The organism is Nonomuraea sp. KM88 (assembly GCF_052245635.1).
Lineage (GTDB): Bacteria > Actinomycetota > Actinomycetes > Streptosporangiales > Streptosporangiaceae > Nonomuraea.
The window spans coordinates 370235-391425 of the sequence record NZ_JBQQCC010000005.1 but is presented as its reverse complement, the minus strand read 5'-3'; the positions used below and the strand labels follow the sequence as shown (position 1 = coordinate 391425).

Sequence of the window (21191 nt, the reverse complement as noted above, 5' to 3'; positions counted from 1 at the left end):
GGTGTCTCCTTCGACGGCGTCGTTGTGATGACGGCGGACGCCCGTGGACGGTCGCGTCCCGCCTCGGCGGTGCGTCGCCTGGTTACGGCGTCCCGCCTGGTTTCCCACCTCAGGGTGAACGTTCCCCAGGTGGCCGGGGCCTGAACGGCTCAGCGCGCCGGCGCGAGCCCGGGCCATGACCGCCGGTATGGCCCTGGCGTCATTTCGTCGGCATGCTGCGCCTCACCGTGCATGAGGAGCTGCTGCGACATCATGATCGCCATCATGTGGTGCGGGATCATGTGCTGCAGGAACGTCCTGTCGAGCTGATCTCCCGACAGCCCCGACAGGTCGGGCATCGTGGTCCCGCTCGGGCTCGGCGCCGGGCTCTGCCGGTACCACTGTTCCAGCCAGCCCTTCATCCTGCCGACCTCGGCGGTCTGCGTCGTGACGACGGACTGCCCGAGCTGCCGCATCTCGGGTCTGGTGGACCGCCGCAGCTGCCGGGCCGCAGTGATGGCGTCCTCGTGGTGCGGCACCATCTGCGACAGGTAGTCGTACTCGCTGGTGATGGGACGCATCTGCCCCATGCCCGGGCACGTCGGCTGCGGACCCGTGGGAGAAGGACTCGGGGAAGGGATCGGCGGAGATCCCATGGCCGCCGCGGTGGCCCCCGAACCCGTGACGATCGCGGCCAGGAATGCCCCGGCGGCGATCACAGTCTTCGTGGAGCGTCGCTTCATGCGTCGTGCCCCCAACGCCGGATCGACACCTCTTCCCACGGTAATCCCGCAGTTCTGACCGGCCGACGTCAGGTCCGCCGGCCCTGATCTGACCGCCCGTCCGGAGCCGCGCACGCCCCCGTGAGGCGTCGATCGACCCGATCCCGCGCAGCGTCGGCGGGATCAGCGGCGCAGCAGCGCGCCCAGCTTGCGCAGGGAGTGGCGGGTGAGGGCGCGGACGAGCGGGCGGGCCAGCGGCCACAGGGCCCGGCCGAGCGGCCCGAACGGCAGGCTCAGCTCCTCGGCCCAGACGACCCGGCTGCCGCCGTCGTGCGGCCGCACCCGGATCGCGCCGCGGCCGCGCACCACGCGCCCGGTGTGGTTCATGATCACCAGAGTGGGCGGCTCCCAGCGGGTGATCGTCATCGTGTCGAGGAAGCCGAACGGCCGCACGCCGGTGTAGGCCTCGACGGCGTGCTCGCCCACCTGGCGGGCGGTGGTCATGAACATCCACTCCCGGTGCCTCGGCCAGTCGGTGATCAGCGCGAAGACGCGTTCCGGCGGCGCGGGCACGTGGACGGCGACGGCCGTGTACACGGGTTTCATCCGGCTCCCTAGGCGCGTGACCACATGGTCTCCTCCCGCTCGGACCCTACCCGCGCCGGCGGTCCGGCACGACGCCGCGGCGCGCGACGGCGGCCGAGCCGGTCGCGGGTCAGTCGCGCAGGTCGGGGAGGGAGTCGAGCCAGTCGGCCAGCCGCCGGCCTTCGCGGGTCATGACGCCGGGCTCGCGCAGCGCGTTGGCCAGCAGCGACATGCCCTGGTAGGCGCTGACCAGCGTCAGCGCGAGCCCGTCGGGGTCGGGCAGTGCGAGCTGCCGGAACTGGCGTCCGGCCCAGTCGAGCAGCAGCCGGATGACCTTGCCGCTCTCCTCGTGGAGGCCGCCCTCCTCGCGTTTACCCAGCTCGGCGGCGAGGGTGCCGGTGGGGCAGCCGTAGCGGGCGGCGAGCTCGCGCTCGCCGACCCAGGCCTCGACGAGGCCTTTGAGCCGCTGCCTGGGGTCGGGAAGGCGGTCGAGGCGGGTGGTGAGGGTCCGCAGCGCGTGGGCGTGCTCGGTGAGTGCGGCCGCGACGAGGTCGTCCTTGGTCTTGAAGTAGTAGTAGACGTTGCCCACGGGAACGTCGGCGGCGCGGGCGATGTCGGCGATGGTGGTGCGCTCGACGCCCTGCTGGTGCACGACCCGGGCGGCGGCGGCCGTCAGCCGCTGCCGTTTGGCGGTCGCCGTCGTGGCCCGCGAACCCTTCGAGTCAGCCATCTGACTCACTATAGGCCCGGCCACGCCGCCCTTGCTGGAGTGGCCCGCATCGCCCGGCCCTGGCGCCCGCGGGGCCGGGCGGCGCGGCTCATGCGGCCACCGCGGCGAGCTTCGACGGGTTCATCATCCACAACACCCGGTCGATGCCGTCGGAGGTGACGCTCACCGTGACGACGGCGACCACCCGCCCCTCGTGGGACAGCCGGACCGAGGCGTGCCCGTTGGCCTCGACCGGCTCCACCGTCACGCCCTGCCAGAACGTGCCGGCGAACGCGTGCACGTACCTGGCCACGCGGTGGCGGCCGACGACCGGGAACTTCGACGCGCGCACGGCGCCGCCGCCGTCGGAGTAGGAGACGACGTCCTCGGCGAGGAGCGCCTCGAGCCCGGCGATCTCCCCTGACCGGGCTGCCGCCACGAACGCGGTCAGCAGCCGCCGCTGCTCGGAGGCGGCGACGCTGGCGCGCCGCCCCGCGGCCAGGTGCTTGCGCGCGCGGCTGACCAGCTGGCGCACGTTCGCCGGGGAATGCCCGATGATCTCGGCGATCCGCTCGTAGGAGTGGTCGAATGCCTCGCGCAGCACGTACGACGCGCGTTCGGTGGGCGTGAGCCGCTCCAGCAGCATCAGCACCGCGACTTCCAGGGCCTCGGCGCGCTCGGCGCCCAGCGCCGGGTCGGCGCTGGTGTCGACGGGCTCGGGCAGCCACGGGCCGACGTAGGTCTCGCGGCGTGCCCGTGCCGATCGCAGCACGTTGATCGCCAGCCGGGTGGTCGTGGTGGCGAGGAACGCCTCGGCGTTGCGCACGTTGCGCCGGTCGCTCGTCTGCCATCGGATCCACACCTCCTGGAGCAGGTCGTCGGCCTCGCTGACGCTGCCCAGCATGCGGTACGCGATCCCGAACAGGCGCCCGCGTACCGCCTGGAACGCCTGCTCGGCCTCTCGCAGGCTGCCGGAGCCTGCCGCCAGGTCTTCGTTCGACTGCATCGTTGCCGGTCCTCGCTACTCGACGAGCTCTTCCTGCCGGGGAGAGCTCCCGCATCAGCGCGGCGATCTCCCCGGGAACCGGGGGGAGGGTTCCGCCCCACCTGCCCAGGACCGGGCCGAACATGGTTGACCCGCCGCCGCGGCGCCGGGCGACCGCCAGGGGAGGCGGCCGTCCGGCTGTGGTCAGGCGTGCCAGCCGGTCACGCCCCCCGGCACCGGCGCGCCGGTGTCGTAGGGGTCGCGGGTGAAGATGAAGGTGTTGAGGTCGAGGTGGTCGGCCGCCACCCGCAGCGTCTCCCCGGCGTAGTAGCCGTCCAGGCCCAGCCACGTGCCGTCGTCCTGCGGCACGAACCGGGAGGCCCGCCCGCCGCCGCCGACCGGTTCCAGCGACAGCCCGCGCTCGGGCAGCAGCCGCAGCGCGTACGGTTTCGGCCCCCAGTGCCACAACCCGGTCAGCTCCAGCAGGTGGGGGTCGGCGGCGGCCGGCTGCCATTCGTCGGGCAGCCGCGGTTCGTACTCCTCCAGGATGTCCAGCAGGTCGGTGGCGAGCCTGCCGCTGAGCCCGGAGGTGGTGTTGGCCATGAACAGCACCCCCACGCCGGCCGCGGGGTCGGCCCACACGGTGGCCAGGAAGCCGGGCATCGACCCGGTGTGGCCGGCCAGGCGGCGGCCGCCGGGCCTGGCCAGCTGCAGGCCGAGCCCGAACCCGCCGGTCCAGGTGTCGCCGTCGTCGACGCCGGCCGGCTCGCGCATCTCGGCGAGGGTGCCGGGGCACAGCACGCCCGCGGTGTCGCCGCCGAGGAAGGCCGCCCAGCGGGCCAGGTCGTGCGGGGTGGACCACAGTTGTCCCGCGGGGCCCATGGCGTCGGCGTCGTGTTCGGGTTCGGCCAGCACCACGTCGGCCCACGGGTGCACGGCGTAGCCGGTGGCGTGGGGGGCGCGGGGCCGGGCGGTGGTGTCGTGCATGCCGAGCGGGTCGAGCACCTCGGCGCGTACGGCCTTGAGCCACGTGGTGCCGCGCAGGCGGGCCACGAGCTCGCCGAGCAGCGCGAAGCCGAGGTTGGAGTAGTGGAAACGCCGGCCTGGCCGGTGTTTGAGCTCGCCAGGCCCGAGACGGGCCAGCAACTCGGCTGCGGGCACGCCGGGGGTGCGCTCCCACCAGTCGGTGGGCGGCTCCGCGGTCAGACCGGCGGTGTGCGACAGCAGCTGGGCGATCGTCAGGTGCCCCAGTGGCGCGCCGGGCAGGTGTTCGTCCAGCGGGTCGGTCAGCCGTAGCGCGCCTTCGTCGCGCAGCCGCATGACGACGACGGCGACCATGCTCTTGGTGATCGATCCGAGCCGGTACTGGGTGGCGGCGGTCGGTGCGGCGCCGTCGACGCGACCGCGCCCGCCGAACCACGCCGTCGCGCCGTCGCGCACGATCGCGGCCGTCAGCGACGGCACCCTGCATTCGGCCTGTTCGACGGCGAGCCTGCGTAGCAGCGCACGTGCCGTCCTGTGTCCCACCTGCGTCATGGGCGACAAGATTAGCCGCCACGCGGGGGCCGGGTCGGGCCCTTTCCTCCTGACCGTCCGTCCGGGCCCGCCACGCGGGAGCGCGCCCGCGCCTCCGGACGCCGGAGGGTGCCGACGTTGCCGAAATTTCGTGACGGCACCGACGATTTTCTACCGGTTCGGTGCTATCGCCGCAGGTAGGGTGTGCAGCAGACCGATGGTCTGGGTCCCCCACGGATGAGTCTGATCCCGCACAGTGAAGGGGACCGGAGATGGCGGACAGCGGCTCGCGGGCCGTCCTTCTCATGCTTCTCGGTGGTTTCCGGCTGATGGCCGGTGAGGAGCAGATCGTGCTGTCCAGCGGATCGGAGCGCCTGCTGGCGTACCTGGCGCTCAGCAGGAACATGGTGACCCGGTCGGTGATGGCGGCGGCGCTGTGGCCGGGGGTGCCGGAGCGGCGGGCGCAGGCCAGCCTGCGTTCCGCGCTGGCCCGCCTGGACGGGGACGGCCGGCGGCTGCTGCGCGTCGACTCGAGCGGCCTCGGACTGTGCCCGGAGGTCGGAGTGGACCTCGACGAGGCCAGGTCCCTGGCGCGGCGCCTGCTGGACCCGCTGGAGCCCCCGCAGGACGGCGACGTGTGCGCCGGCTCGATCGAGGCGCTGTCGGACGGCCTGCTGCCCGGCTGGTACGACGAATGGGTGCTGGCCGCCTCGGACGAATGGCACCAGTTGCGCCTGCACGCGCTGGAGGCGTTGTCGGGCTGGTTCCTGCAGGCGGGGCGCTTCGCCGAGGCGGTGGCTGCCGCGGGCGTGGCCGTCCACGCCGAACCGCTGCGGGAAAGCGCTTGCGCCGCCTTGATGGACGCGCATCTGGCCGAGGGCAACCAGGCTGATGCACTCCGTCACTTCCAGGCGTTCGAGCGAAATCTGCGCGACGAACTCGGCATCACGCCGACGCCCCGCTTGCGCGAGCGGGTCGCGGGTCTGCTCACGGAGCGCCTTCCTCCCATGCGGGCGCCGTCACGCCCCGGTCACGCCCGCATGACGGGCCGGTGACAAGGCATTCGCCACGCTGTCGGAAGACGCCGGACCACGGCGACGGCATCGACCGTCACGCCGGGCCCGGCGACCGCAGAAAAAGGGGGAAGCATGAAGCGCTCCAAGGCAGGCGTGCTGCTGCTCAGTCCAGCGCTCATCGCCGCACTGGCCGTCGACCCGGCCGTTGCCTCGGACACCTCTGCCGTGTCCATCGCCCAGAACCTCACCGCGACGACCTCCACCACCATGCACAGCGCCACCGAAGAACTCGCCCAGCCGCCGCGGCGCAGGGCCAAGAGGCGTCGCTACAACGCGGGCCGCAGGGACGGCTTCGCCGAGGGCCGCGCGGACTGCCGCGCCGGCCGGGACCACGACCTGCAGATGTCCGGCAGCGGCGCCTTCCGGCGCGGCTTCCGGGACGGCTACAACGAGGGCTTCAGCAGCTGCACCCGTCCGAAGCCCACGCAGAGCCCGACCGCTCCCGCGCCCAGCCCGAGCCCGACCACTCCCGCCCCCGGCGGCGGTGGCGCTCCCGGCGGTCAGTGACAGGGTGACCGAGGGGCCTCGCCCCGCGCGCGAGGGGTGAGGCGCCGCGGCCACGACCCGGACGTCACCAGGGCTCCGTCCCGGCAGCGGGACGGAGCCCTCCTTCGTGCCCGTGTCCGTCCCCGGTTACGGGACTCCCCGCGACCAGCCGAGCCAGCCGGGCCATGTCCTGACCGTTGAGCCCGAGCTGGTTGCGGAACGTGCGTCGGCTCGTCATCGCTGCGCGCCTCCGGCTCGGAGCCGTGTGGTGACCTTGATCGCGTCCGTCCGCCAGTCGCGGTAGGCGGCGGGCGCCCAGACGTACTCGTAGGTGTCGGTGACGACGACCTTCGCGCCGGCCAGCCCCCTCGCCTTCGCCGGCAGGGCCGGGTCGGCGCCGGTCGGGGCGCCGTCGATCGCCTCGCGCAGCGACTCCAGGAGGTTGTAGTCCTCCAGGCCGTCGCGCACGTTCTCCAGCCGGATCGACGGGATCGGCCCGTCGGGGCCGGGATAGAGCAGCGATCCGTCGCCCGCGTAGGTGTTCCACGTGCGCGGGTCCCAGGTGCTGAGCGGGCCGTCGTCCAGGATCGGATGGCCGTACCAGCGGTCGACCCGGTAGTAGAGAAACCCGTCGACGCCGGCCTGGTGAGCCATCGGGCCGAGCAGCGTGCGCAGCTGGCCGGGGTCGTAGCCGACGAACATGTTCGGTGTCGGATTCACGTTGCCCGCGTGGAGGTACCACCACGCCTCGCGTCCCTGGGCGTGACGTTCGGCGATGATCTGCGGGTCGTACCAGGGAACGTCGCGCACCCACCAGTCGATGTACTCGTCGAGGCCGCTCTGGCGTCCCATCTGGTCGTCGATCGCGGTGGGGAGCACGCCGATGTCGGGAAACGTTGCTTGAATCCGGTGAGGACGAAACGGATCACCAGAGATCAGGTGTCCACCGAACCCGGGCCAACTCCACGAGGGCCCTTATGGGGAAGTGCCATTGCGTACAGATCGCCGGTTGAAGTTCGGCTCCTCGCCGGAGCCTGCAGGCTGACGTCGATCTCCCCATCCTAGTTAGGCCACGCGTAAACTCCTCTCGGAGCCCTGAAGCTGTGGTAGCCGTCGTAGCCGTACGTTCCTGCCCCGACCTCGATGTAAGACGCGCTAGTGGTGTCGATCGAGCACTTGACCCATTTTCCGTAGCCGGCGCCGTTGCGGCACACAACCCTATGGGTGGAGCCGTGGACGTGTACTACCATCTCACCCACCGCGGACCGACTGTCCGGCGCACCGTCGCCGACGTAGACGGCAGACTTCGTGGCGCAGGCTCGGGCGGCACGATTCGTCAGATCCCATGTGCAGTGCCGCGTGTCGTTGAAGTTGGGCGTTGCCGCAACGTACGTCCCCCACTCCCCGCGGATCCAGGGCTCATAGGCGGCCCCGGCAGGCGTGGCCACGCTGGCAGTGCCCACGGCAACAAGCGCAGCCGTGGCCGCCAGCCTTAGCAGCGATCTCATATGTGCCTTTCCCTACGTCCTTGGATGTGTTGCGTCTGGGTCCCCCGAGGCAACCATGGGGCCGTCATAATCCCGTCATAACTGCCGTCCCCGTTTCTGATGGGGACGGGCGGACAGACGCCGTCTGACATAGGTGTAGCCCGTTCGGCCCTCCGCTCGGATCCGTGTCATGAGCCCCGAAATGGAGCGGAGTCACAGGCCGCAGCGGGTGACGGTGCCACCCAACTCGGGGTTTCGGTCCGGGCGTTCGAGGATGAGTCGGGCGCTCGCCCTCGCCGCCGCGCTCCGCGAGCGGCGAGGAGGTGATGTGAAGCCCTGGCGGGACGCCATCAAGGCCCGGAGAGGGAAGAAGTGCTCACGCGTTCGTGATGATTCGGGGGCTCAGCGGCTCGGGGCAGGTGCCGGGGGATGTTGATCTGCCCTAATCTCGTCGTGTGGGAAGGCCGGACGCAGGTGCAGAAAATAACGTTACCGAATTGTGCGCAGTGCTTGAACGCATCACCTACGCCGATGAGACCAGCGGCTACACGATCGCCCGGGTGGCCACCGAGCGTTCCGGCTCCGATCTGCTGACCGTCGTCGGCCCGCTGCTGGGTGCGCAGGTGGGCGAGTCGCTGCGGCTGCGGGGCCGCTGGACCTCCCATCCCCGCTACGGCCGCCAGTTCGAGGTGTGGTCCTACACCACGGTGCTGCCGGCCACCGTGCAGGGCATCCGCCGCTATCTCGGCTCCGGACTGATCAAGGGCATCGGCCCGAAGATGGCCGAGCGGATCGTCGACCATTTCGGCGTCGACACGCTGGAGGTCATCGAGCGGGAGTCGGGGCGCCTGGCCGAGGTGCCGGGGCTGGGCCCCAAGCGGACGAAGATGATCGCCGCCGCCTGGGAGGAACAGAAGATCATCAAAGAGGTGATGATCTTCCTGCAGGGTGTCGGCGTGTCCACCTCGATCGCGGTGCGCATCTTCAAGCAGTACGGCGAGTCGTCCATCTCCGTCGTCAGGACGCAGCCGTACAAACTGGCCGACGACGTGTGGGGGATCGGGTTCAAGACGGCCGACACCATCGCCCAGGCGGTGGGCATCCCGCACGACAGCCCCGAGCGGGTCATGGCCGGGCTGCGCTACACCCTGTCGCAGGCCGCCGACGACGGCCACTGCTACCTGCCGGCACCCAACCTGGTGGGCGACGCGGTCAAGATCCTGGAGGTGCCCGCCGACCTGGTGTCCGCCTGCCTGGAGGAGCTGGTGGCGGCCGAGGGCGTGGTGCGCGAGCCGATCCCCGCGGGCGACAACGTGGTGCCGGCCGTCTACCTGCCGCCCTTCCAGCGGGCGGAGTTGTCGCTGGCCTCCGGCTTGCGGGGGCTGCTGGGCAACGGCCACGACCGGCTCAAGGCGTTCGCCGACGTCGACTGGGAGCGGGCCGAGCAGTGGCTGCGCGGCCAGACGGGCGCCGAGCTGGCGGCCGAGCAGCGCCAGGCGGTGCGCCTGGCGCTGACGGAGAAGGTCGCGGTGCTGACCGGCGGGCCTGGCTGCGGCAAGAGCTTCACCGTGCGCTCGATCGTGCTGCTGGCCAGGGCGAAGCGGGCCCGGGTGATCCTGGCCGCGCCGACGGGCCGGGCCGCCAAGCGCCTGGCGGAGCTGACCGGCCACGAGGCCACCACGGTGCACCGGCTGCTGCAGCTGCGCCCGGGCGGCGAGGCCACCTTCGACCGCGACAACCCGCTGGACGCCGATCTCGTCGTGGTCGACGAGGCGTCGATGCTGGATCTGCTGCTGGCCAACAAGCTCGTCAAGGCGGTCGCCCCGGGCGCGCACCTGCTGTTCGTCGGCGACGTCGACCAGCTGCCCTCGGTCGGCGCCGGAGAGGTGCTCAAGGACCTGCTGGCCGCCGAGGACGTGCCGCGCGTGCGGCTGACGCAGATCTTCCGCCAGGCGCAGGAGTCCGGCGTCGTGGTCAACGCCCATCGGGTCAACACCGGTCACCATCCGGTCCTGGAAGGCATGGGGGACTTCTTCCTGTTCCCGTGCGAGGAGCCGGAGGAGATCGCGGCGCTGACGGTCGACGTGGTCGCCCGCCGCATCCCGCGCCGTTTCCGGCTCGATCCCCGCCGCGACGTGCAGGTGCTGGCGCCGATGCACCGCGGCGCGGCCGGGGCGGGCGCGCTCAACACGGCCTTGCAGGAGGCGCTGACCCCGGCCCGGGAGGGCATGCCGGAGCGCCGCTACGGCGGCCGTGTCTTCCGCGTCGGCGACAAGGTCACCCAACTGCGCAACAACTACGACAAGGGCGCGGCCGGGGTGTTCAACGGCACGGTCGGCATCGTCACCGACATCCGTCCCGACGAGCACAAGCTGACCGTCCTGACCGACGAGGACGAGGCGGTCGACTATGCCTTCGACGAGTTGGACGAGCTGGCCCACGCCTACGCCGTCTCCATCCACCGCTCGCAGGGCAGCGAATATCCCGCGGTCGTCATCCCGCTGGCCACCAGCGCCTGGATGATGTTGCAGCGCAACCTGCTCTACACCGCCATCACGCGCGCCAAGAAACTCGTCGTGATCGTCGGCTCGCGCCGGGCTCTGGCCCAGGCCGTGCGCACCAGAGGGGCGGGACGTCGGCACACCGGCCTCACCCACCGCCTCGCAACGCGCTGACCTGCGGGAGATCACCCGCACAGAAGTGATTGAAATGTGACCGAACTCTCCTAAATCATTCGTCGTCTCACTTGCAGGAGCATTATGGTTTTTGGGGTGCCTTGGTGCCCTTATGGGAAAGGATTGTCTTGAACGCTGCGCCTGCTTGGAGGAAGCCCGCCACCGCGTTCGCGCTGCTCACTGCGGCGGCGCTGACGGCCTCATGCTCCGGTGGCGCACCCTCGGGAACACCTGACGCGCCCGAGGCCACCACCTCGGCCACCCCGCAGGCGCCCACCATCAAGATCACTCCCGCTGAGGGCAGCGCCAAGGTCAGCCCGGAGAAAAGAATCACCGTCGCGGCCTCCGGCGGCGCTTTGGAGGACGTCACCGTCGAGGGCGACGACGAGCCGGTCCAGGGCCGCTTCAACGCCGACAGGACCCGGTGGATCTCCAAGACCCCGCTCAAGCCGTCCACCGACTACACGGTCACCGCCAAGGCCGGCGCCACCTCCTCCACCAGCGGCTTCACCACCGCCAAGCCCGAGCGAGCGCTGCAGGTCGTCGACGTCACCCCCAACGCCAAGGGCGAGACCCTCGGCGTCGGCGCGCCCATCATCGTGACGTTCAACCAGCCCGTCACCAGCAAGGCCGCCATCGAGCGCGCCCTCGAGGTGGAGGCGGAGAAGCCCGTCGACGGCGCCTGGCGCTGGGTCGCCGACAACAAGGTCATCTACCGCACCGCCAAGTACTGGCCGGCCCACCAGACGGTGAAGTTCCACGCCGACATCACCGGCGTCAAGGGCGGCAAGGGCCTCTACGGCGTCAAGGACTACACCGCGAACCTCAAGATCGGCGCCAAGCAGATCAGCAAGGTCGACGTCGCCAAGCACATGATGTACGTCTACAAGGACGGCAAGCGCGTCAAGACCATGCGCATCAGCGCCGGCAAGGCCACCACCCGCGAGTACACCACCACCTCCGGCGTGCACCTGACCATGGAACGTGCGAACCCCGTCCGCATGATCTCCCCGGGCCGCAAGAAGGGCGACCCCGAGTACTACGACGTCATGATCGACCACGCGGTGCGGATCTCCAACTCCGGCGAGTACGTCCACGCCAAGAACAACGTCTGGGCCCAGGGCAGGCAGAACGTCAGCCACGGCTGCATCAACGCCCGCCCCGACCAGGCCAAATGGTTCTTCGACAACGTCCAGCGCGGAGACGTCGTCGACGTCAAGGGCACCGACCGCGACCTAGAATGGAACAACGGCTGGGGCTACTGGCAGCTGTCGTTCTCCAAGTGGAAGAAGGGCAGCGCCCTGAAGGAGAAGACCTGACCTCCATGCACATCCGCAAAGGCGACGGCGGCGACGTCATCGCCGTGCTGGCCATGTTCGACAGCGCCGTGGCCTGGCTGGTCTCGCAGGGCCGCACCGGCCAGTGGGGCAGCCGCCCGTTCACCGGCGACGACAAACGCGCGCGGCAGATCGCCGGCTGGGCCGAAGGCGGCGGTATGCGCATCGCCGAGGTCGCCGGCCGGCCCGCCGGCTGCCTGGTCGTCGGCGCCCCCCACGACTACGTCACCCCCGCCGCCGAGAGCGAGCTGTACGTCCAGTGCCTGGTCATCGACAAGGCCTTCGCCGGGCAGGGCGTCGGCCGGGCCCTGCTCGATCACGCCTACGAGCGGGCCCGCGAGCTCGGCGTGAGCCTGCTGCGCGTCGACTGCTACGCCGGCGACGACGGCCGCCTGGTCGCCTACTACGAAAGTTGCGGCTTCACCCGCACGGCCCCCTTCACCGTGGGGGAGTGGCCGGGCATGCTCCTGCAGCGCCGCGTCACCTGAACCCGCGACCTCCCCTGCCGGGCCGTGACCGCGCGGCGGCTGCGGGCCGACCCCGGCGACCGGCCGCCCCGAGCCCTCCTGGATTGCCGACATGACCATCGACGATCTCATCCCGTCCGCCGGGGAGTCGCCGCCCGCCTCGCGGCCGGTGACTCAGGCCGTGATCCTCGCCGGCGGGCAGGGCTCACGCCTGCGCCCCTACACCGACACCCGGCCCAAGCCGATGGTCGAGATTCCCGGCACCGGCCTGCCCATCATCGGCCACCAGCTGGAATGGCTGGCGGCCGAGGGAGTGAACGACGTCGTCATCTCCTGCGGCTACCTGGCCGAGGTGGTGCTCGGCTGGCTCGGCACGGTGTCCCTGCCCATCAAGGTCATCCCGGTGGTCGAGACGGAGGCGCTCGGACGTGGGGGCGGCCTGAAGTTCGCCGCCGCCTCGCTGCCGCGCCCCGGCGAGCCGTGGTACGCCACCAACGGCGACATCTGGACCCGCTTCGGCCTGCGCGCCATGGCGGCCTTCCATCACGAGCGCGACGCCCACGCCACGCTCGCCCTGGCCCGCCCACGGCTGCCGTGGGGCACCGTCGACGTCGACCGGTTCGGCAACGTCCTCGACTTCGTCGAGGCACCGCCCTCGCCCTATCCGGTCAACGCCGGCGTCTACGTCTTCTCCGCCGCGTTCGCCTCGATGCTGCCGGACAGGGGCGACCACGAGCGCAGCACCTTCCCGCACCTGGCCCGCCGGCGCCGCCTGGCGGGCTACGAGTTGCCGCAAGGGGTGTACTGGCGCGCCATCGACACGGCCAAGGACCTGAACGAGGCCGCCGAGGAACTGGCCGCCTTCCGCTCCCAGTCGTGACGGCCGGTGCGCCTGACCGCTGCAACCACGTCCACGCGATGCCGTGAAGCAGTTCTCCTGTCAGGCCGCCTCCGGCGCGCCGGAGGCGGCCTGACAGGGGACGGGGGCCGAGGGATCATGACATGCCCGATGGACTCGCCTAGGAGATCTTGCGGCGGTACGTGCTCATGGCGATGCCGTACGCGACGGTGAGGATGCCGGCGCACCAGGCGAGGGCGATCCAGATGTCGGTGCCGACCGGCTGCCCGGTGAACAGGGCGCGGATGGCGTTGACGATGGAGGTCACCGGCTGGTGTTCGGCGAAGACGCGCAGCGGGCCGGGCATGGTGTCGGTGGGCACGAAGGCCGAGCTGAGGAAGGGCAGGAAGATGAGCGGGTAGGAGAACGCGCTCGCGCCTTCCATGGTCTTGGCGGACAGGCCGGGGATGACGGCGATCCAGGTCAACGCCAAGGTGAACAGGATCAGGATGCCCGCCACCGACAGCCACGCCAGCACTCCCGCCGAGGAGCGGAAGCCCATCAGCAGGGCCACGAGCATGACGACTACGAGGGAGATCAGATTGGCGACCAGCGAGGTCAGCACGTGCGCCCACAACACCGACGACCGCGCGGTCGGCATGGACTGGAAGCGCTCGAAGATGCCGCCCTTCATGTCCATGAACAGCCGGTACGCGGTGTAGGCGATGCCGGAGGCCACCGTGATGAGCAGGATGCCGGGCAGCATGTAGTTCACATACGAATCCGACCCTGTTCTGATCGCGCCGCCGAACACGTAGACGAACATCAGCATCATGGCGATCGGCATGATCGCGGTGGTGATGATGGTGTCGGGGCTGCGCGTGATGTGACGCAAGGAGCGTCCCAGCAGGACGGTCGTGTCGGTGAAGAAGTGCTTGCTCATCGTTGTTCCTCAGGCCTTCGTGCCGACGAGGGTGAGGAAGACGTCCTCGAGGGTCGGCTGCTTCTCGACGTATTCGACTTTGGCGGGCGGGAGCAGTTGCTTGAGCTCGGCCAGGGTGCCGTTGACGATGATCCGGCCCTCGTGGAGGATCGCGATCCGGTCGGCGAGCTGTTCGGCCTCGTCCAGGTACTGCGTGGTGAGCAGCACCGTGGTGCCGCGGCCGGCGAGTTCCTTGACGGCCTGCCAGACCTCGATGCGGGCCTGGGGGTCGAGGCCCGTGGTCGGCTCGTCGAGGAAGATGACGGGCGGGTTCCCGATGAGGCTCATCGCGATGTCCAGGCGGCGGCGCATGCCGCCGGAGTACGTCGCGACCTTCCGTCCGCCCGCGTCGGTGAGGGAGAAGCGGGCGAGTAGCTCATCCGCGATGGCGCCCGCGTCCTTGAGATGCCGCAGCCGGGCGACCAGCACGAGGTTCTCCCGCCCGCTGAGGATCTCGTCCACTGCGGCGAACTGCCCCGTGAGGCTGATCGACGCGCGTACGTCCGCGGCCTGGGCGGCGACGTCGAAGCCGTTCACCCGTGCCGTCCCCGCGTCGGCCTTGAGCAGCGTGGAAAGGATCTTCACGGCCGTGGTCTTGCCCGCCCCATTGGAGCCGAGCAGGGCGAAGATGCTGCCCCGCGCCACGGTGAAGTCCACGCCGCGCAGCACCCGCAGCTCCTTGTACGACTTCTCCAGGCCCTGCACCTGGATCGCCGCAGCTTGCTGTGTCGTCATCAGTCCGTCCTGTCCTTCGTCGTGGAGTTCTCGCCGGCGGCTCGCTCGACGGCGCTGGCGAGGCGGTTGCGCTCCCGGTTCCTGTACTGGCCGAGGGGGTAGTTGGCCACGAACGCCTCGACGAACTCCACCGGGTCCTCGCCGAAGATGTCGCGGATGGGGGTGCCGTCCGCCGCGGCCTGCTCGAACAGCTCGGCAAGGTCGTCGTACATCGCCATCGCCCCGGCGCCGTCGACCGGCCCGAAGTGCATCAGGTACCGCTCCAGCGCTTCGACCGCGATGCGGTAGTTCTCGGGAAGCTGCTTGATACGTGCCCTGTACCGCCGGTAGCGCTTCTTCTCCTCCAGCGATCCGGTGACGATCTCGAAGTACTGCTGGTAGCGGCTCTTCGGCTCGCTCGTTCCTGTCGTCATGTCTCCTTGCCTCCCGTGCGGAGCTGTTCGAGCCGGTCGGCCGGGAAGCCCCAGGTCCGCCAGAACTCGTCGATGTCGGAGAAGCGCTGGTCCCGCAGCACGCCGTGATCTCGTAGCCGTGCGCGGGCCGGCCGGACAGGGGGCGCCAGGACGATGCCCTCCAGCGTTCCCTTGGGCATCTCCGCTTCGAGCCTGTCCCGGGGACGCCTTGCCGGCACGTGGACTACTCGGTGGTGCTTACTACCGGTACAAAGTATCACCGACTACCTGGACCGAGCAACACCGCATGGATGAGGTGCAGAGCGGAAGCTTGAGCGTGTGGGAGCGGACTGCGCCATCGCCGAACGGTTCATGGCATCCACCATCACCGAAAGCGCTGACACCGGACCGTTGCCGCGCTGACACGGCCGCCGACGCGACGTCGCCCGCAGGCCTGCTCACCGCCGGGGCATCCGCCGGCCCGGCACGCTCGCCGACGGGCGTCAGCGCCCGGCCGTGCCGGGTTTCGCACCGATGGACTCGGGGGTGGACCTGCAGTGGAACCGGTTCGTACGGTAAGCGCCTTGCCGCAGGCCAGGGCAGGGTCCTGCAGGGCTCGCACGGGGTCGTTAGCGTACGTTCCCGTTTCGGCGCAGCCCTACGTAACGGTCCGATCGCTTATCGTTCGGCTTGTAGTGCTTGGGTTCTATGGTGCGGGCCATGCCGGTCGAGTTCCTTAGTGATCAGGACATAGCCGCCTACGGCAGCTACGGCGCCTCGGTGTCGCAGGCAGATCTTGAGTCGTTCTTCTACCTCGACGACGCCGACCGCCAGCTGATGGCGAAGGCGAAGCTGAGGAGTGATCACAACCGCCTTGGGTCGGCATCCAACTCACCACCGTGCGCCATCTCGGCCGGTTTCTGAGCGATCCGGTGCAGGGGGTGCCGACCGAGGTCGTCGACTTTCTGGCCGGGCAGCTCGGGGTGGCCGACCCATGCGCGAGTCCTTGATCAGGTCGTCGCAGAAGGCAGCGACATCGTTGCCGACGAGTTCCAGGACTCCCTTGCCGGTCGCGACGCCCTCCTCGAAGAAATCGATGATCCCCGAGAGCGAGGACCCGTCAAACAAGTCGATCGGTCCGGCCTTGAAGAGGTACCTCTGCATCTCCTTGTAGACGATCTGATAGTCCGGCGGGAGCGCCTTGACCCGCGCCATGTGCGCCCGCCACCGCCTCTTGCCCTCGATGACGTCTTGGATGCCCACGTCAGCCTCCTAGCCGGCCCACTTTCCTTACGACGTTCCTGTTCAACTGCTCGCGCCACCGGTCGCGATAGCTCCGGGCCCTCTCTCCGCCGGCCAGCTCCGCGCAGAAGCCCTCGAAGTCGTCACCCAGCACCTGGCGCACGCTCCGCCCTCCGGACGCCGTCTCTTCGAGCAGCCCCAGAGCACCGTCGAGAATCGGCATCAGGTTTCGACCTGTGAAGTCCGAGTAGGGAAAAAGATGGACCTTGATCTCTTCCCACGCCGCCCGGTAGTCGGCCGGCAATGCCTCGGCCCGGGCTTCGAACGCCTTCCATTCCCTGGTGAGATCGCTGCCCGTCATGGCCTCCCAGAGGTTCATCTCCCGCCCTCCTTCAGCTTGTCGATCCGTGATGTGATGTACTCCCATTTCGCCCAGAACGTTGCGAGTCTTTCGCGTCCCGCGTCGTTGAGCGCGTAGAACTTGCGCGGGGGCCCCAGCCCGGACGGTCGTTTCGTGACCTGGACGAGCCCGTTCTTCTCCAGCCGCAGCAGGATGGTGTAAACCGTCCCCTCGACGACGTCGGCGAAGCCGAGTTCGTTCAGCCGACGCGTGATGGCGTACCCGTAGGTCTCCTCGCTGCCGATGATTTCAAGCACGCATCCCTCAAGCGTGCCCTTCAGCATCTCCGTCAGGTCGTCCATCGCGGGTCCTCTTCGGTTCTCCTGGTACTTTGTGCCACCGAGTACCGCTACATGGTACCAAAGAGTAGTGCCTTGGCAAGCGGCGAGCACCGACCACGGCAACGATTCTCGACCTGGTCGCCTACGGCTGCACCACCATCGAGTCCGGGCGCTGCCGGCAGCACGCATCACGCCCGCAGCGCCGCGACCGCGTCCCTCGCCGTACGGGTCATCGTGCAGAGGTGATCGGCATGGCGGTGGCCTTGATCGTGATCTCTGCCCGGGTGGCGTCGTTCATCTGAGTGGAGGCGCGGTGGTGGAGGCCGGGCGGTGCCTCGGGAACCGGCGGTCGTCCAAGCCCGTGATGGCCCTGGATGACCGCCGGTTCTGATGGGTCATCCCGGATGAGGAGGTCAGGCCGGCCAGCCACCTGCGGCGGCAGTGGACCTGGCGAATTCGGCGAAGGTCCGCGGTGGGCGGCCAAGGGCCCGCTGCACACCGTTGGAGACGTATTCGTCCTTGCCCGTCCTGAGGGGCTCGATGACGTCCGCGAAGCTTTCGGCGTCCGCAGGCGGCCATCCCTGCTGGACGAGTTCGGCGACGTAGCCCTGGACGGAGAGCGGCACGTACCGTACTTCGCGGCCGGTGGCCTCAGAGATCGTGGCGACCGCCTCGCCCAGCGTCACCGCTCGAGGGCCGGACAGCTCATAGATCTGGCCCGCGTGCCGGTCCTCGGTCAGCGCGGCGACCACCACCGCGGCGATGTCCTCGGCATCGACAAAGGCGGTCGCCCCGTCGCCGGTGGGGAGCCGCAGTTCACCGGCACGGACGGCGTCGGCGAAGAAGCCCTCGCTGAAGTTCTGCGCGAACCACCCCGGCCTGCTGATCGTCCACTCCAGTCCGCTCTCCCGCACGGCGGTCTCGCTGTCGAGGAGGCCCTCCAGGACGCCGCTGCTGTCCTGGGCGTAGCCGGGCATGTCGATCCCGCGCCCGGAGGCCAGTACGATTCGCCGCACCCCATGCCGCGCCGCCCGCTCGACGAACGGGCGGACGAGCTTGGTGCCGTCCAACTGCACGATGTAGATCGACCGCACGCCCTCCAGAGCGGCATCCCAAGTGCCCCGGTCGGTCCAGTCGAAGACGTGCTCGCCGTTGCGGCCCGCCGCGCGAACCGGCAGGCCCCTGGCCCGCAGTTGGCTGACGACGCGGCGGCCGGACTTCCCCGTCGCACCGGTCACCAGAATCGGAAGTTCAGTCATGGCCCCAGCCAACCGGCTGCCGTCGGGACAGACCATGGCTGGATAGCTCACTTTGATGTCTCAGCGTCTACAGTGGGGGCGTGGACGCCGTGTCGCAGCTACTGGCAGAGGTACGCGCGCGCGGCGCCGTCTTCCGGCGGACCATCATGCGACCGCCCTGGGCACTGCGGATGGCCGGCGGCGCCCCGCTGACCCTGGCCGTGATGCTGAACGGTCACGCCTGGATCGTTGTCGACCAGCACGAACCGGTCCCCATCGGCGTGGGCGACATCGCCGTCGTCCGCGGTGATGTGCCCTACACCGTGGCCGACGACCCCGCGTCCACACCCTCGCTGGTGGTGACCAGCGCCGACTACTGCCCGGGCGCCGAAGGCGTCGACCACGCCTCCAGACCCGCCCGGACCTGCGGAACGCCATCCGACGAGGCCCCCGTGCTGGTCAGCGGTGCTTTCGAGCGCTGGGGAGATCTCAGTGACCGGCTGCTGCGGGCCCTGCCCGCTGTGCTGGTGGTGTCGACCGAGGGAGGCCCTTACCCATCGGCCGAGACGGTGGCCGAAGAGATCGCCCAAGACCGTCTGGGACAACAGCTGGTGCTGGACCGGCTACTGGACCTCATGCTGGTCTCCGCGCTGCGCACCTGGTTCGACAACCCCGACACCAACGCCCCGGCGTGGTGCCGCGCGCTGAACGATCCCGTCGCAGGCGCCGCGCTGCGACTGCTCCACGACGCCCCCGCCCACCCGTGGACGGTGGCGGACCTGGCCTCCAAGGTGGGGGTGTCGCGGGCGGCGCTCGCCCGGCGCTTCACCGCGCTGGTCGGCGAACCGCCGATGTCCTACCTCGCGAGCTGGCGGATCGCCCTGGCCGCCGACCTGCTGCGCGAGACAGACCACACGGTGGACACGATCGCAAGGAAGGTGGGCTACGCCAATGCCTTCGCACTGAGCGTGGCGTTCAAACGACTCCGCGGCACGCGCCCCAGCGACCACCGGAGCCCGATACCCGTGCCCTACACACCCGCGGGTCCAACCCCAACCGTCCTGCCCCCGGGTCGCCGCGGCTGACGGCGCCGTAGTGCCCTCGCCGGGACGAACCCCGACCACAGCGGATCCGCCGGCTGGACAGCAAGCCCCAACCGGTCCACCGGCCCTCCGGATCCACGAACGCCGGGGCCGCCCCTGAACGAGGCAGCCGAGGAAGTGGCCGCCTTCCGCTCCCGGTCGTGACGCCCGGCCGGTCAGCGGACTTCAGGGCCGGCCGGACAGGACACGTCCTTGCCGGGCAGGGCGCCGCGGCCGATCCAGCCGGCGATGAGGGCGTCGGCGCAGCCGTTGCCGTTGCCGTTGCCGAGAATGCCGTGGTTCCATCCCTGCACGGTGACGAACGCCGCCCTCCTGCCGAAGGCGCGGCGGGTGGCCAGCGCCCCGCCGAGGTCGGAGATCCGGTCGCGGGTGTTGTTGAGCATGAGGATGTTGCGCGGGCCGCGGGGGCCGGCCTTGACCGGTTCGCCGGCGGGCCCGCCCGGCCAGAAGGCGCAGGCGTCGACGCCGGCGAACCCGCCCTGGGTGATGGGGTAGCGCCTGGCGTCGGCCCGGGTGTTGCGCCGGTACACCTCCAGCTCGCGCGGCCATGCGGTGTCGGAGCACCGCACGGCCAGGTAGGCGGAGACCTCCCCGTCGCCGCCTGCGGTGACGGCGTCGGTCAGCGCGCTCAGAAGCTCGTGGACCGCCTTCTCGCCTGCGCGCGGTCGTCCAGGCCCGCCGCACCCAGCCCGGCCTGCCGGTGCTGATCCTGTCGCAGTACGTCGAACAGCTCTACGCCAGAGAACTTCTCTCCAGCGGCAACGGGGTCGGCTACCTGCTCAAGGACCGCATCGGCAAGGTCGCCGAATTCGTCGACGCCGTACGGAGGGTGGCCGCGGGCGGCACCGCGATGGACGCCGAAGTGATCGCCCAGCTGCTCACCCGGCGCGGCCGCGACGAACCGCTCTCCGGGCTGACGGCGCGCGAACGCGAGGTGCTCGAGCTCATGGCCGAGGGACGCTCGAACGCCGCCATCGCCGGCAGGCTGTTCATCACCGAGAAGTCGGTCGGCAAGCACATCACGGCGATCTTCCTCAAGCTGGGACTCGCCCCTTCCGACGACGACAACCGGCGGGTGAGAGCCGTCCTGACCTACCTGCAGTCCGGCTCACGCTGAACCTCCCGCGTCCTCGCACCCGCCCGCCGCAGCGCTCCGGCGCGCACCCCCGCAGGCGGGCCGTCACGACCAGCCCGCGGCCCTGCCCAGCGGGGAGTCGTCGCCCGGGGCCAGCGGCCCGGCCAGGAACACCGGCGCCTGCGCCATGAACCGCGGCCGCTCACCCCGATGCTCCTGGGCGGCGTGCACCGTGAACGGATGCACGACGTACACGTCTCCCGGCAGGCCGGTGGCCAGCTCCACCGGCCGTTCCCGCCCCGCCGCGTCCAGCAGCGGCCCCAGCTCTATCGGGTCGTGCACCCGCTCGTCCAGCAGGGCGGCCACGTCCCGCTGGCTGCCGGCCCGGACCCTGGTCGGCGCGTCGTCCGGCCCCACCTCCGACAACAGCACCAGCAGCAGCAGCGTCTGCGGACGCCCGCTCACCCCGTAGCCTCCGTCCGGCAGAACGGTGTTGGCGTCGATGTGCCAGCCGCGGTCATCGGCTGGCGCCACCCCCGGGAACCGCACCGGGATGTTGCCCGCGCTGCCGCGCGGCACCCACCTGCCGTGCCCCGCCACCGCGTCCAGCGCGGCGCGCAGCCGCTCACTGCCCATGATCTGCCCGAACGGCCCCTCACCGGTCAGGTCGGCGGTCCACACCACCGGCTTGGTCCACCCCGAAGGGTCGTCGGCAGACAGGCCGATGCGCTGCCACAGCAGCGCCCTGGCCGCGTCGCCCACCTCGCGCGGCACCACAGCCTCGACCTTGGCGAACCCGCGCTCGGCGAACGCCTCTCCATCGATGACATTCATGGCCGGCACGCTAGCAGCGCCGTCGAACCCTTTTTGCCGACGTCTCCG

General features: G+C 70.3%; 23 protein-coding genes and 2 pseudogenes. 9 read left to right on the top strand and 16 right to left on the bottom strand.

Translation table 11 applies throughout. The annotated features are described in order from the left end of the window. Positions 1–149: 149 nt before the first annotated feature. From ACTWPV_RS18450 to ACTWPV_RS18430, 5 genes are all read right to left on the bottom strand, one after another. Positions 150–569 (bottom strand): DUF305 domain-containing protein, encoded by a 420-nt coding sequence (locus tag ACTWPV_RS18450; protein ID WP_443152699.1) that lies wholly within the window; start codon positions 567–569, stop codon positions 150–152. 315 nt (positions 570–884) lie between these two features. Further along, entirely contained in the window at positions 885–1307 is a 423-nt protein-coding gene (locus ACTWPV_RS18445) for an SRPBCC family protein (RefSeq protein WP_443152698.1), read from the bottom strand. 109 nt (positions 1308–1416) lie between these two features. After that, positions 1417–2016: a TetR/AcrR family transcriptional regulator gene (locus tag ACTWPV_RS18440; protein ID WP_443152697.1), complete on the bottom strand. Its 600-nt coding sequence runs from the start codon at positions 2014–2016 to the stop codon at positions 1417–1419. Between the two features lie 88 nt (positions 2017–2104). After that, entirely contained in the window at positions 2105–3001 is an 897-nt protein-coding gene (locus tag ACTWPV_RS18435) for an RNA polymerase sigma-70 factor (RefSeq protein WP_443152696.1), read from the bottom strand. Between the two features lie 183 nt (positions 3002–3184). After that, positions 3185–4516, bottom strand: coding sequence for a serine hydrolase domain-containing protein (locus ACTWPV_RS18430; RefSeq protein WP_443152695.1), 1332 nt, complete (start codon positions 4514–4516; stop codon positions 3185–3187). A gap of 251 nt (positions 4517–4767) precedes the next feature. Here ACTWPV_RS18430 and ACTWPV_RS18425 point away from each other — a divergent pair, with 251 nt between their 5' ends. Continuing rightward, positions 4768–5550, top strand: a complete 783-nt coding sequence (locus ACTWPV_RS18425) for an AfsR/SARP family transcriptional regulator (protein ID WP_443152694.1) — start codon at positions 4768–4770, stop codon at positions 5548–5550. A 93-nt stretch (positions 5551–5643) separates the two neighbouring features. Beyond that, the gene (locus ACTWPV_RS18420) at positions 5644–6078 is read left to right on the top strand and encodes a hypothetical protein (RefSeq protein ID WP_443152693.1); all 435 of its coding nucleotides are present in this window, start codon (positions 5644–5646) and stop codon (positions 6076–6078) included. 213 nt (positions 6079–6291) lie between these two features. Here the strand turns inward: ACTWPV_RS18420 and ACTWPV_RS18415 are convergent, their stop codons facing one another. Next, entirely contained in the window at positions 6292–6936 is a 645-nt protein-coding gene (locus tag ACTWPV_RS18415) for a DUF4091 domain-containing protein (RefSeq protein ID WP_443152692.1), read from the bottom strand. 1105 nt (positions 6937–8041) lie between these two features. Between ACTWPV_RS18415 and recD2 the strand changes: the two genes are divergently transcribed. From recD2 to ACTWPV_RS18395, 4 genes are all read left to right on the top strand, one after another. Further along, positions 8042–10219, top strand: coding sequence for an SF1B family DNA helicase RecD2 (gene recD2 / locus ACTWPV_RS18410; protein ID WP_443152691.1), 2178 nt, complete (start codon positions 8042–8044; stop codon positions 10217–10219). Positions 10220–10347: 128 nt separating this feature from the next. After that, positions 10348–11538: an Ig-like domain-containing protein gene (locus ACTWPV_RS18405; RefSeq protein ID WP_443152690.1), complete on the top strand. Its 1191-nt coding sequence runs from the start codon at positions 10348–10350 to the stop codon at positions 11536–11538. Between the two features lie 5 nt (positions 11539–11543). Beyond that, on the top strand, positions 11544–12044 hold the full coding sequence (locus tag ACTWPV_RS18400; protein WP_443152689.1) for a GNAT family N-acetyltransferase: 501 nt from the start codon (positions 11544–11546) through the stop codon (positions 12042–12044). 91 nt (positions 12045–12135) lie between these two features. Next, on the top strand, positions 12136–12903 hold the full coding sequence (locus ACTWPV_RS18395) for a nucleotidyltransferase family protein (RefSeq protein ID WP_443152688.1): 768 nt from the start codon (positions 12136–12138) through the stop codon (positions 12901–12903). A 139-nt stretch (positions 12904–13042) separates the two neighbouring features. Here ACTWPV_RS18395 and ACTWPV_RS18390 read toward each other — a convergent pair whose 3' ends face one another. The 4 genes from ACTWPV_RS18390 to ACTWPV_RS18375 are packed head-to-tail and all read right to left on the bottom strand — an operon-like array spanning position 13043 to position 15170. Beyond that, positions 13043–13804 (bottom strand): ABC transporter permease, encoded by a 762-nt coding sequence (locus ACTWPV_RS18390; protein WP_347648110.1) that lies wholly within the window; start codon positions 13802–13804, stop codon positions 13043–13045. Between the two features lie 9 nt (positions 13805–13813). Further along, positions 13814–14578 carry an ABC transporter ATP-binding protein gene (locus ACTWPV_RS18385; protein ID WP_347648109.1) on the bottom strand — a complete coding sequence of 255 codons (765 nt, stop codon included), beginning with the start codon at positions 14576–14578 and terminating at the stop codon, positions 13814–13816. Continuing rightward, positions 14578–14991, bottom strand: a complete 414-nt coding sequence (locus ACTWPV_RS18380; RefSeq protein ID WP_443152687.1) for a DUF1048 domain-containing protein — start codon at positions 14989–14991, stop codon at positions 14578–14580. The genes ACTWPV_RS18385 and ACTWPV_RS18380 overlap by 1 nt, the downstream gene beginning before the upstream one ends. Further along, the gene (locus ACTWPV_RS18375) at positions 14988–15170 is read right to left on the bottom strand and encodes a hypothetical protein (RefSeq protein WP_443152686.1); all 183 of its coding nucleotides are present in this window, start codon (positions 15168–15170) and stop codon (positions 14988–14990) included. The genes ACTWPV_RS18380 and ACTWPV_RS18375 overlap by 4 nt, the downstream gene beginning before the upstream one ends. 508 nt (positions 15171–15678) lie before the next feature. Between ACTWPV_RS18375 and ACTWPV_RS18370 the strand changes: the two are divergent. Then, positions 15679–15980 (top strand): annotated as a pseudogene (locus tag ACTWPV_RS18370) (DUF4158 domain-containing protein). Here the strand turns inward: ACTWPV_RS18370 and ACTWPV_RS18365 are convergent. The 4 genes from ACTWPV_RS18365 to ACTWPV_RS18350 form a co-directional block, all read right to left on the bottom strand. Continuing rightward, a complete protein-coding gene (locus tag ACTWPV_RS18365) occupies positions 15862–16233 on the bottom strand; it encodes a DUF1048 domain-containing protein (protein ID WP_443152685.1) in 372 nt (123 codons plus the stop codon). The pseudogene ACTWPV_RS18370 and the gene ACTWPV_RS18365 overlap by 119 nt on opposite strands. A 1-nt stretch (position 16234) precedes the next feature. Then, positions 16235–16591: a DUF1048 domain-containing protein gene (locus tag ACTWPV_RS18360; RefSeq protein ID WP_443152684.1), complete on the bottom strand. Its 357-nt coding sequence runs from the start codon at positions 16589–16591 to the stop codon at positions 16235–16237. Further along, a complete protein-coding gene (locus ACTWPV_RS18355; RefSeq protein WP_347648102.1) occupies positions 16588–16914 on the bottom strand; it encodes a PadR family transcriptional regulator in 327 nt (108 codons plus the stop codon). The genes ACTWPV_RS18360 and ACTWPV_RS18355 overlap by 4 nt, the downstream gene beginning before the upstream one ends. Positions 16915–17306: 392 nt before the next feature. Then, entirely contained in the window at positions 17307–18152 is an 846-nt protein-coding gene (locus ACTWPV_RS18350) for an NAD(P)H-binding protein (RefSeq protein WP_443152683.1), read from the bottom strand. A gap of 80 nt (positions 18153–18232) precedes the next feature. Between ACTWPV_RS18350 and ACTWPV_RS18345 the strand changes: the two genes are divergently transcribed. Then, positions 18233–19216, top strand: a complete 984-nt coding sequence (locus tag ACTWPV_RS18345; protein ID WP_443152682.1) for an AraC family transcriptional regulator — start codon at positions 18233–18235, stop codon at positions 19214–19216. A 173-nt stretch (positions 19217–19389) separates the two neighbouring features. Here the strand turns inward: ACTWPV_RS18345 and ACTWPV_RS18340 are convergent, their stop codons facing one another. Next, positions 19390–19803 (bottom strand): alpha/beta hydrolase, encoded by a 414-nt coding sequence (locus ACTWPV_RS18340; protein WP_443152681.1) that lies wholly within the window; start codon positions 19801–19803, stop codon positions 19390–19392. A 62-nt stretch (positions 19804–19865) separates the two neighbouring features. Between ACTWPV_RS18340 and ACTWPV_RS18335 the strand changes: the two are divergent. After that, positions 19866–20351: pseudogene (locus ACTWPV_RS18335) on the top strand (LuxR C-terminal-related transcriptional regulator); the annotation flags it as partial. 63 nt (positions 20352–20414) lie between these two features. Here the strand turns inward: ACTWPV_RS18335 and ACTWPV_RS18330 are convergent. Beyond that, positions 20415–21143 (bottom strand): phytanoyl-CoA dioxygenase family protein, encoded by a 729-nt coding sequence (locus ACTWPV_RS18330; RefSeq protein WP_443152680.1) that lies wholly within the window; start codon positions 21141–21143, stop codon positions 20415–20417. Between the last annotated feature and the right edge of the window lie 48 nt (positions 21144–21191).

Excerpts from the sequence above, each read along its gene's own strand:
- ACTWPV_RS18450 (WP_443152699.1), bottom strand. The coding sequence starts at position 569 with ATGGGGCAGATGCGTCCCATCACCAGCGAGTACGACTACCTGTCGCAG.
- ACTWPV_RS18445 (WP_443152698.1), bottom strand. The coding sequence starts at position 1,307 with ATGAAACCCGTGTACACGGCCGTCGCCGTCCACGTGCCCGCGCCGCCG.
- ACTWPV_RS18440 (WP_443152697.1), bottom strand. The coding sequence starts at position 2,016 with ATGGCTGACTCGAAGGGTTCGCGGGCCACGACGGCGACCGCCAAACGG.
- ACTWPV_RS18435 (WP_443152696.1), bottom strand. The coding sequence starts at position 3,001 with ATGCAGTCGAACGAAGACCTGGCGGCAGGCTCCGGCAGCCTGCGAGAG.
- ACTWPV_RS18430 (WP_443152695.1), bottom strand. The coding sequence starts at position 4,516 with ATGACGCAGGTGGGACACAGGACGGCACGTGCGCTGCTACGCAGGCTC.
- ACTWPV_RS18425 (WP_443152694.1), top strand. The coding sequence starts at position 4,768 with ATGGCGGACAGCGGCTCGCGGGCCGTCCTTCTCATGCTTCTCGGTGGT.
- ACTWPV_RS18420 (WP_443152693.1), top strand. The coding sequence starts at position 5,644 with ATGAAGCGCTCCAAGGCAGGCGTGCTGCTGCTCAGTCCAGCGCTCATC.
- ACTWPV_RS18400 (WP_443152689.1), top strand. The coding sequence starts at position 11,544 with ATGCACATCCGCAAAGGCGACGGCGGCGACGTCATCGCCGTGCTGGCC.
- ACTWPV_RS18395 (WP_443152688.1), top strand. The coding sequence starts at position 12,136 with ATGACCATCGACGATCTCATCCCGTCCGCCGGGGAGTCGCCGCCCGCC.
- ACTWPV_RS18390 (WP_347648110.1), bottom strand. The coding sequence starts at position 13,804 with ATGAGCAAGCACTTCTTCACCGACACGACCGTCCTGCTGGGACGCTCC.
- ACTWPV_RS18385 (WP_347648109.1), bottom strand. The coding sequence starts at position 14,578 with ATGACGACACAGCAAGCTGCGGCGATCCAGGTGCAGGGCCTGGAGAAG.
- ACTWPV_RS18380 (WP_443152687.1), bottom strand. The coding sequence starts at position 14,991 with ATGACGACAGGAACGAGCGAGCCGAAGAGCCGCTACCAGCAGTACTTC.
- ACTWPV_RS18375 (WP_443152686.1), bottom strand. The coding sequence starts at position 15,170 with ATGCCCAAGGGAACGCTGGAGGGCATCGTCCTGGCGCCCCCTGTCCGG.
- ACTWPV_RS18360 (WP_443152684.1), bottom strand. The coding sequence starts at position 16,591 with ATGAACCTCTGGGAGGCCATGACGGGCAGCGATCTCACCAGGGAATGG.
- ACTWPV_RS18355 (WP_347648102.1), bottom strand. The coding sequence starts at position 16,914 with ATGGACGACCTGACGGAGATGCTGAAGGGCACGCTTGAGGGATGCGTG.
- ACTWPV_RS18350 (WP_443152683.1), bottom strand. The coding sequence starts at position 18,152 with ATGACTGAACTTCCGATTCTGGTGACCGGTGCGACGGGGAAGTCCGGC.
- ACTWPV_RS18330 (WP_443152680.1), bottom strand. The coding sequence starts at position 21,143 with ATGAATGTCATCGATGGAGAGGCGTTCGCCGAGCGCGGGTTCGCCAAG.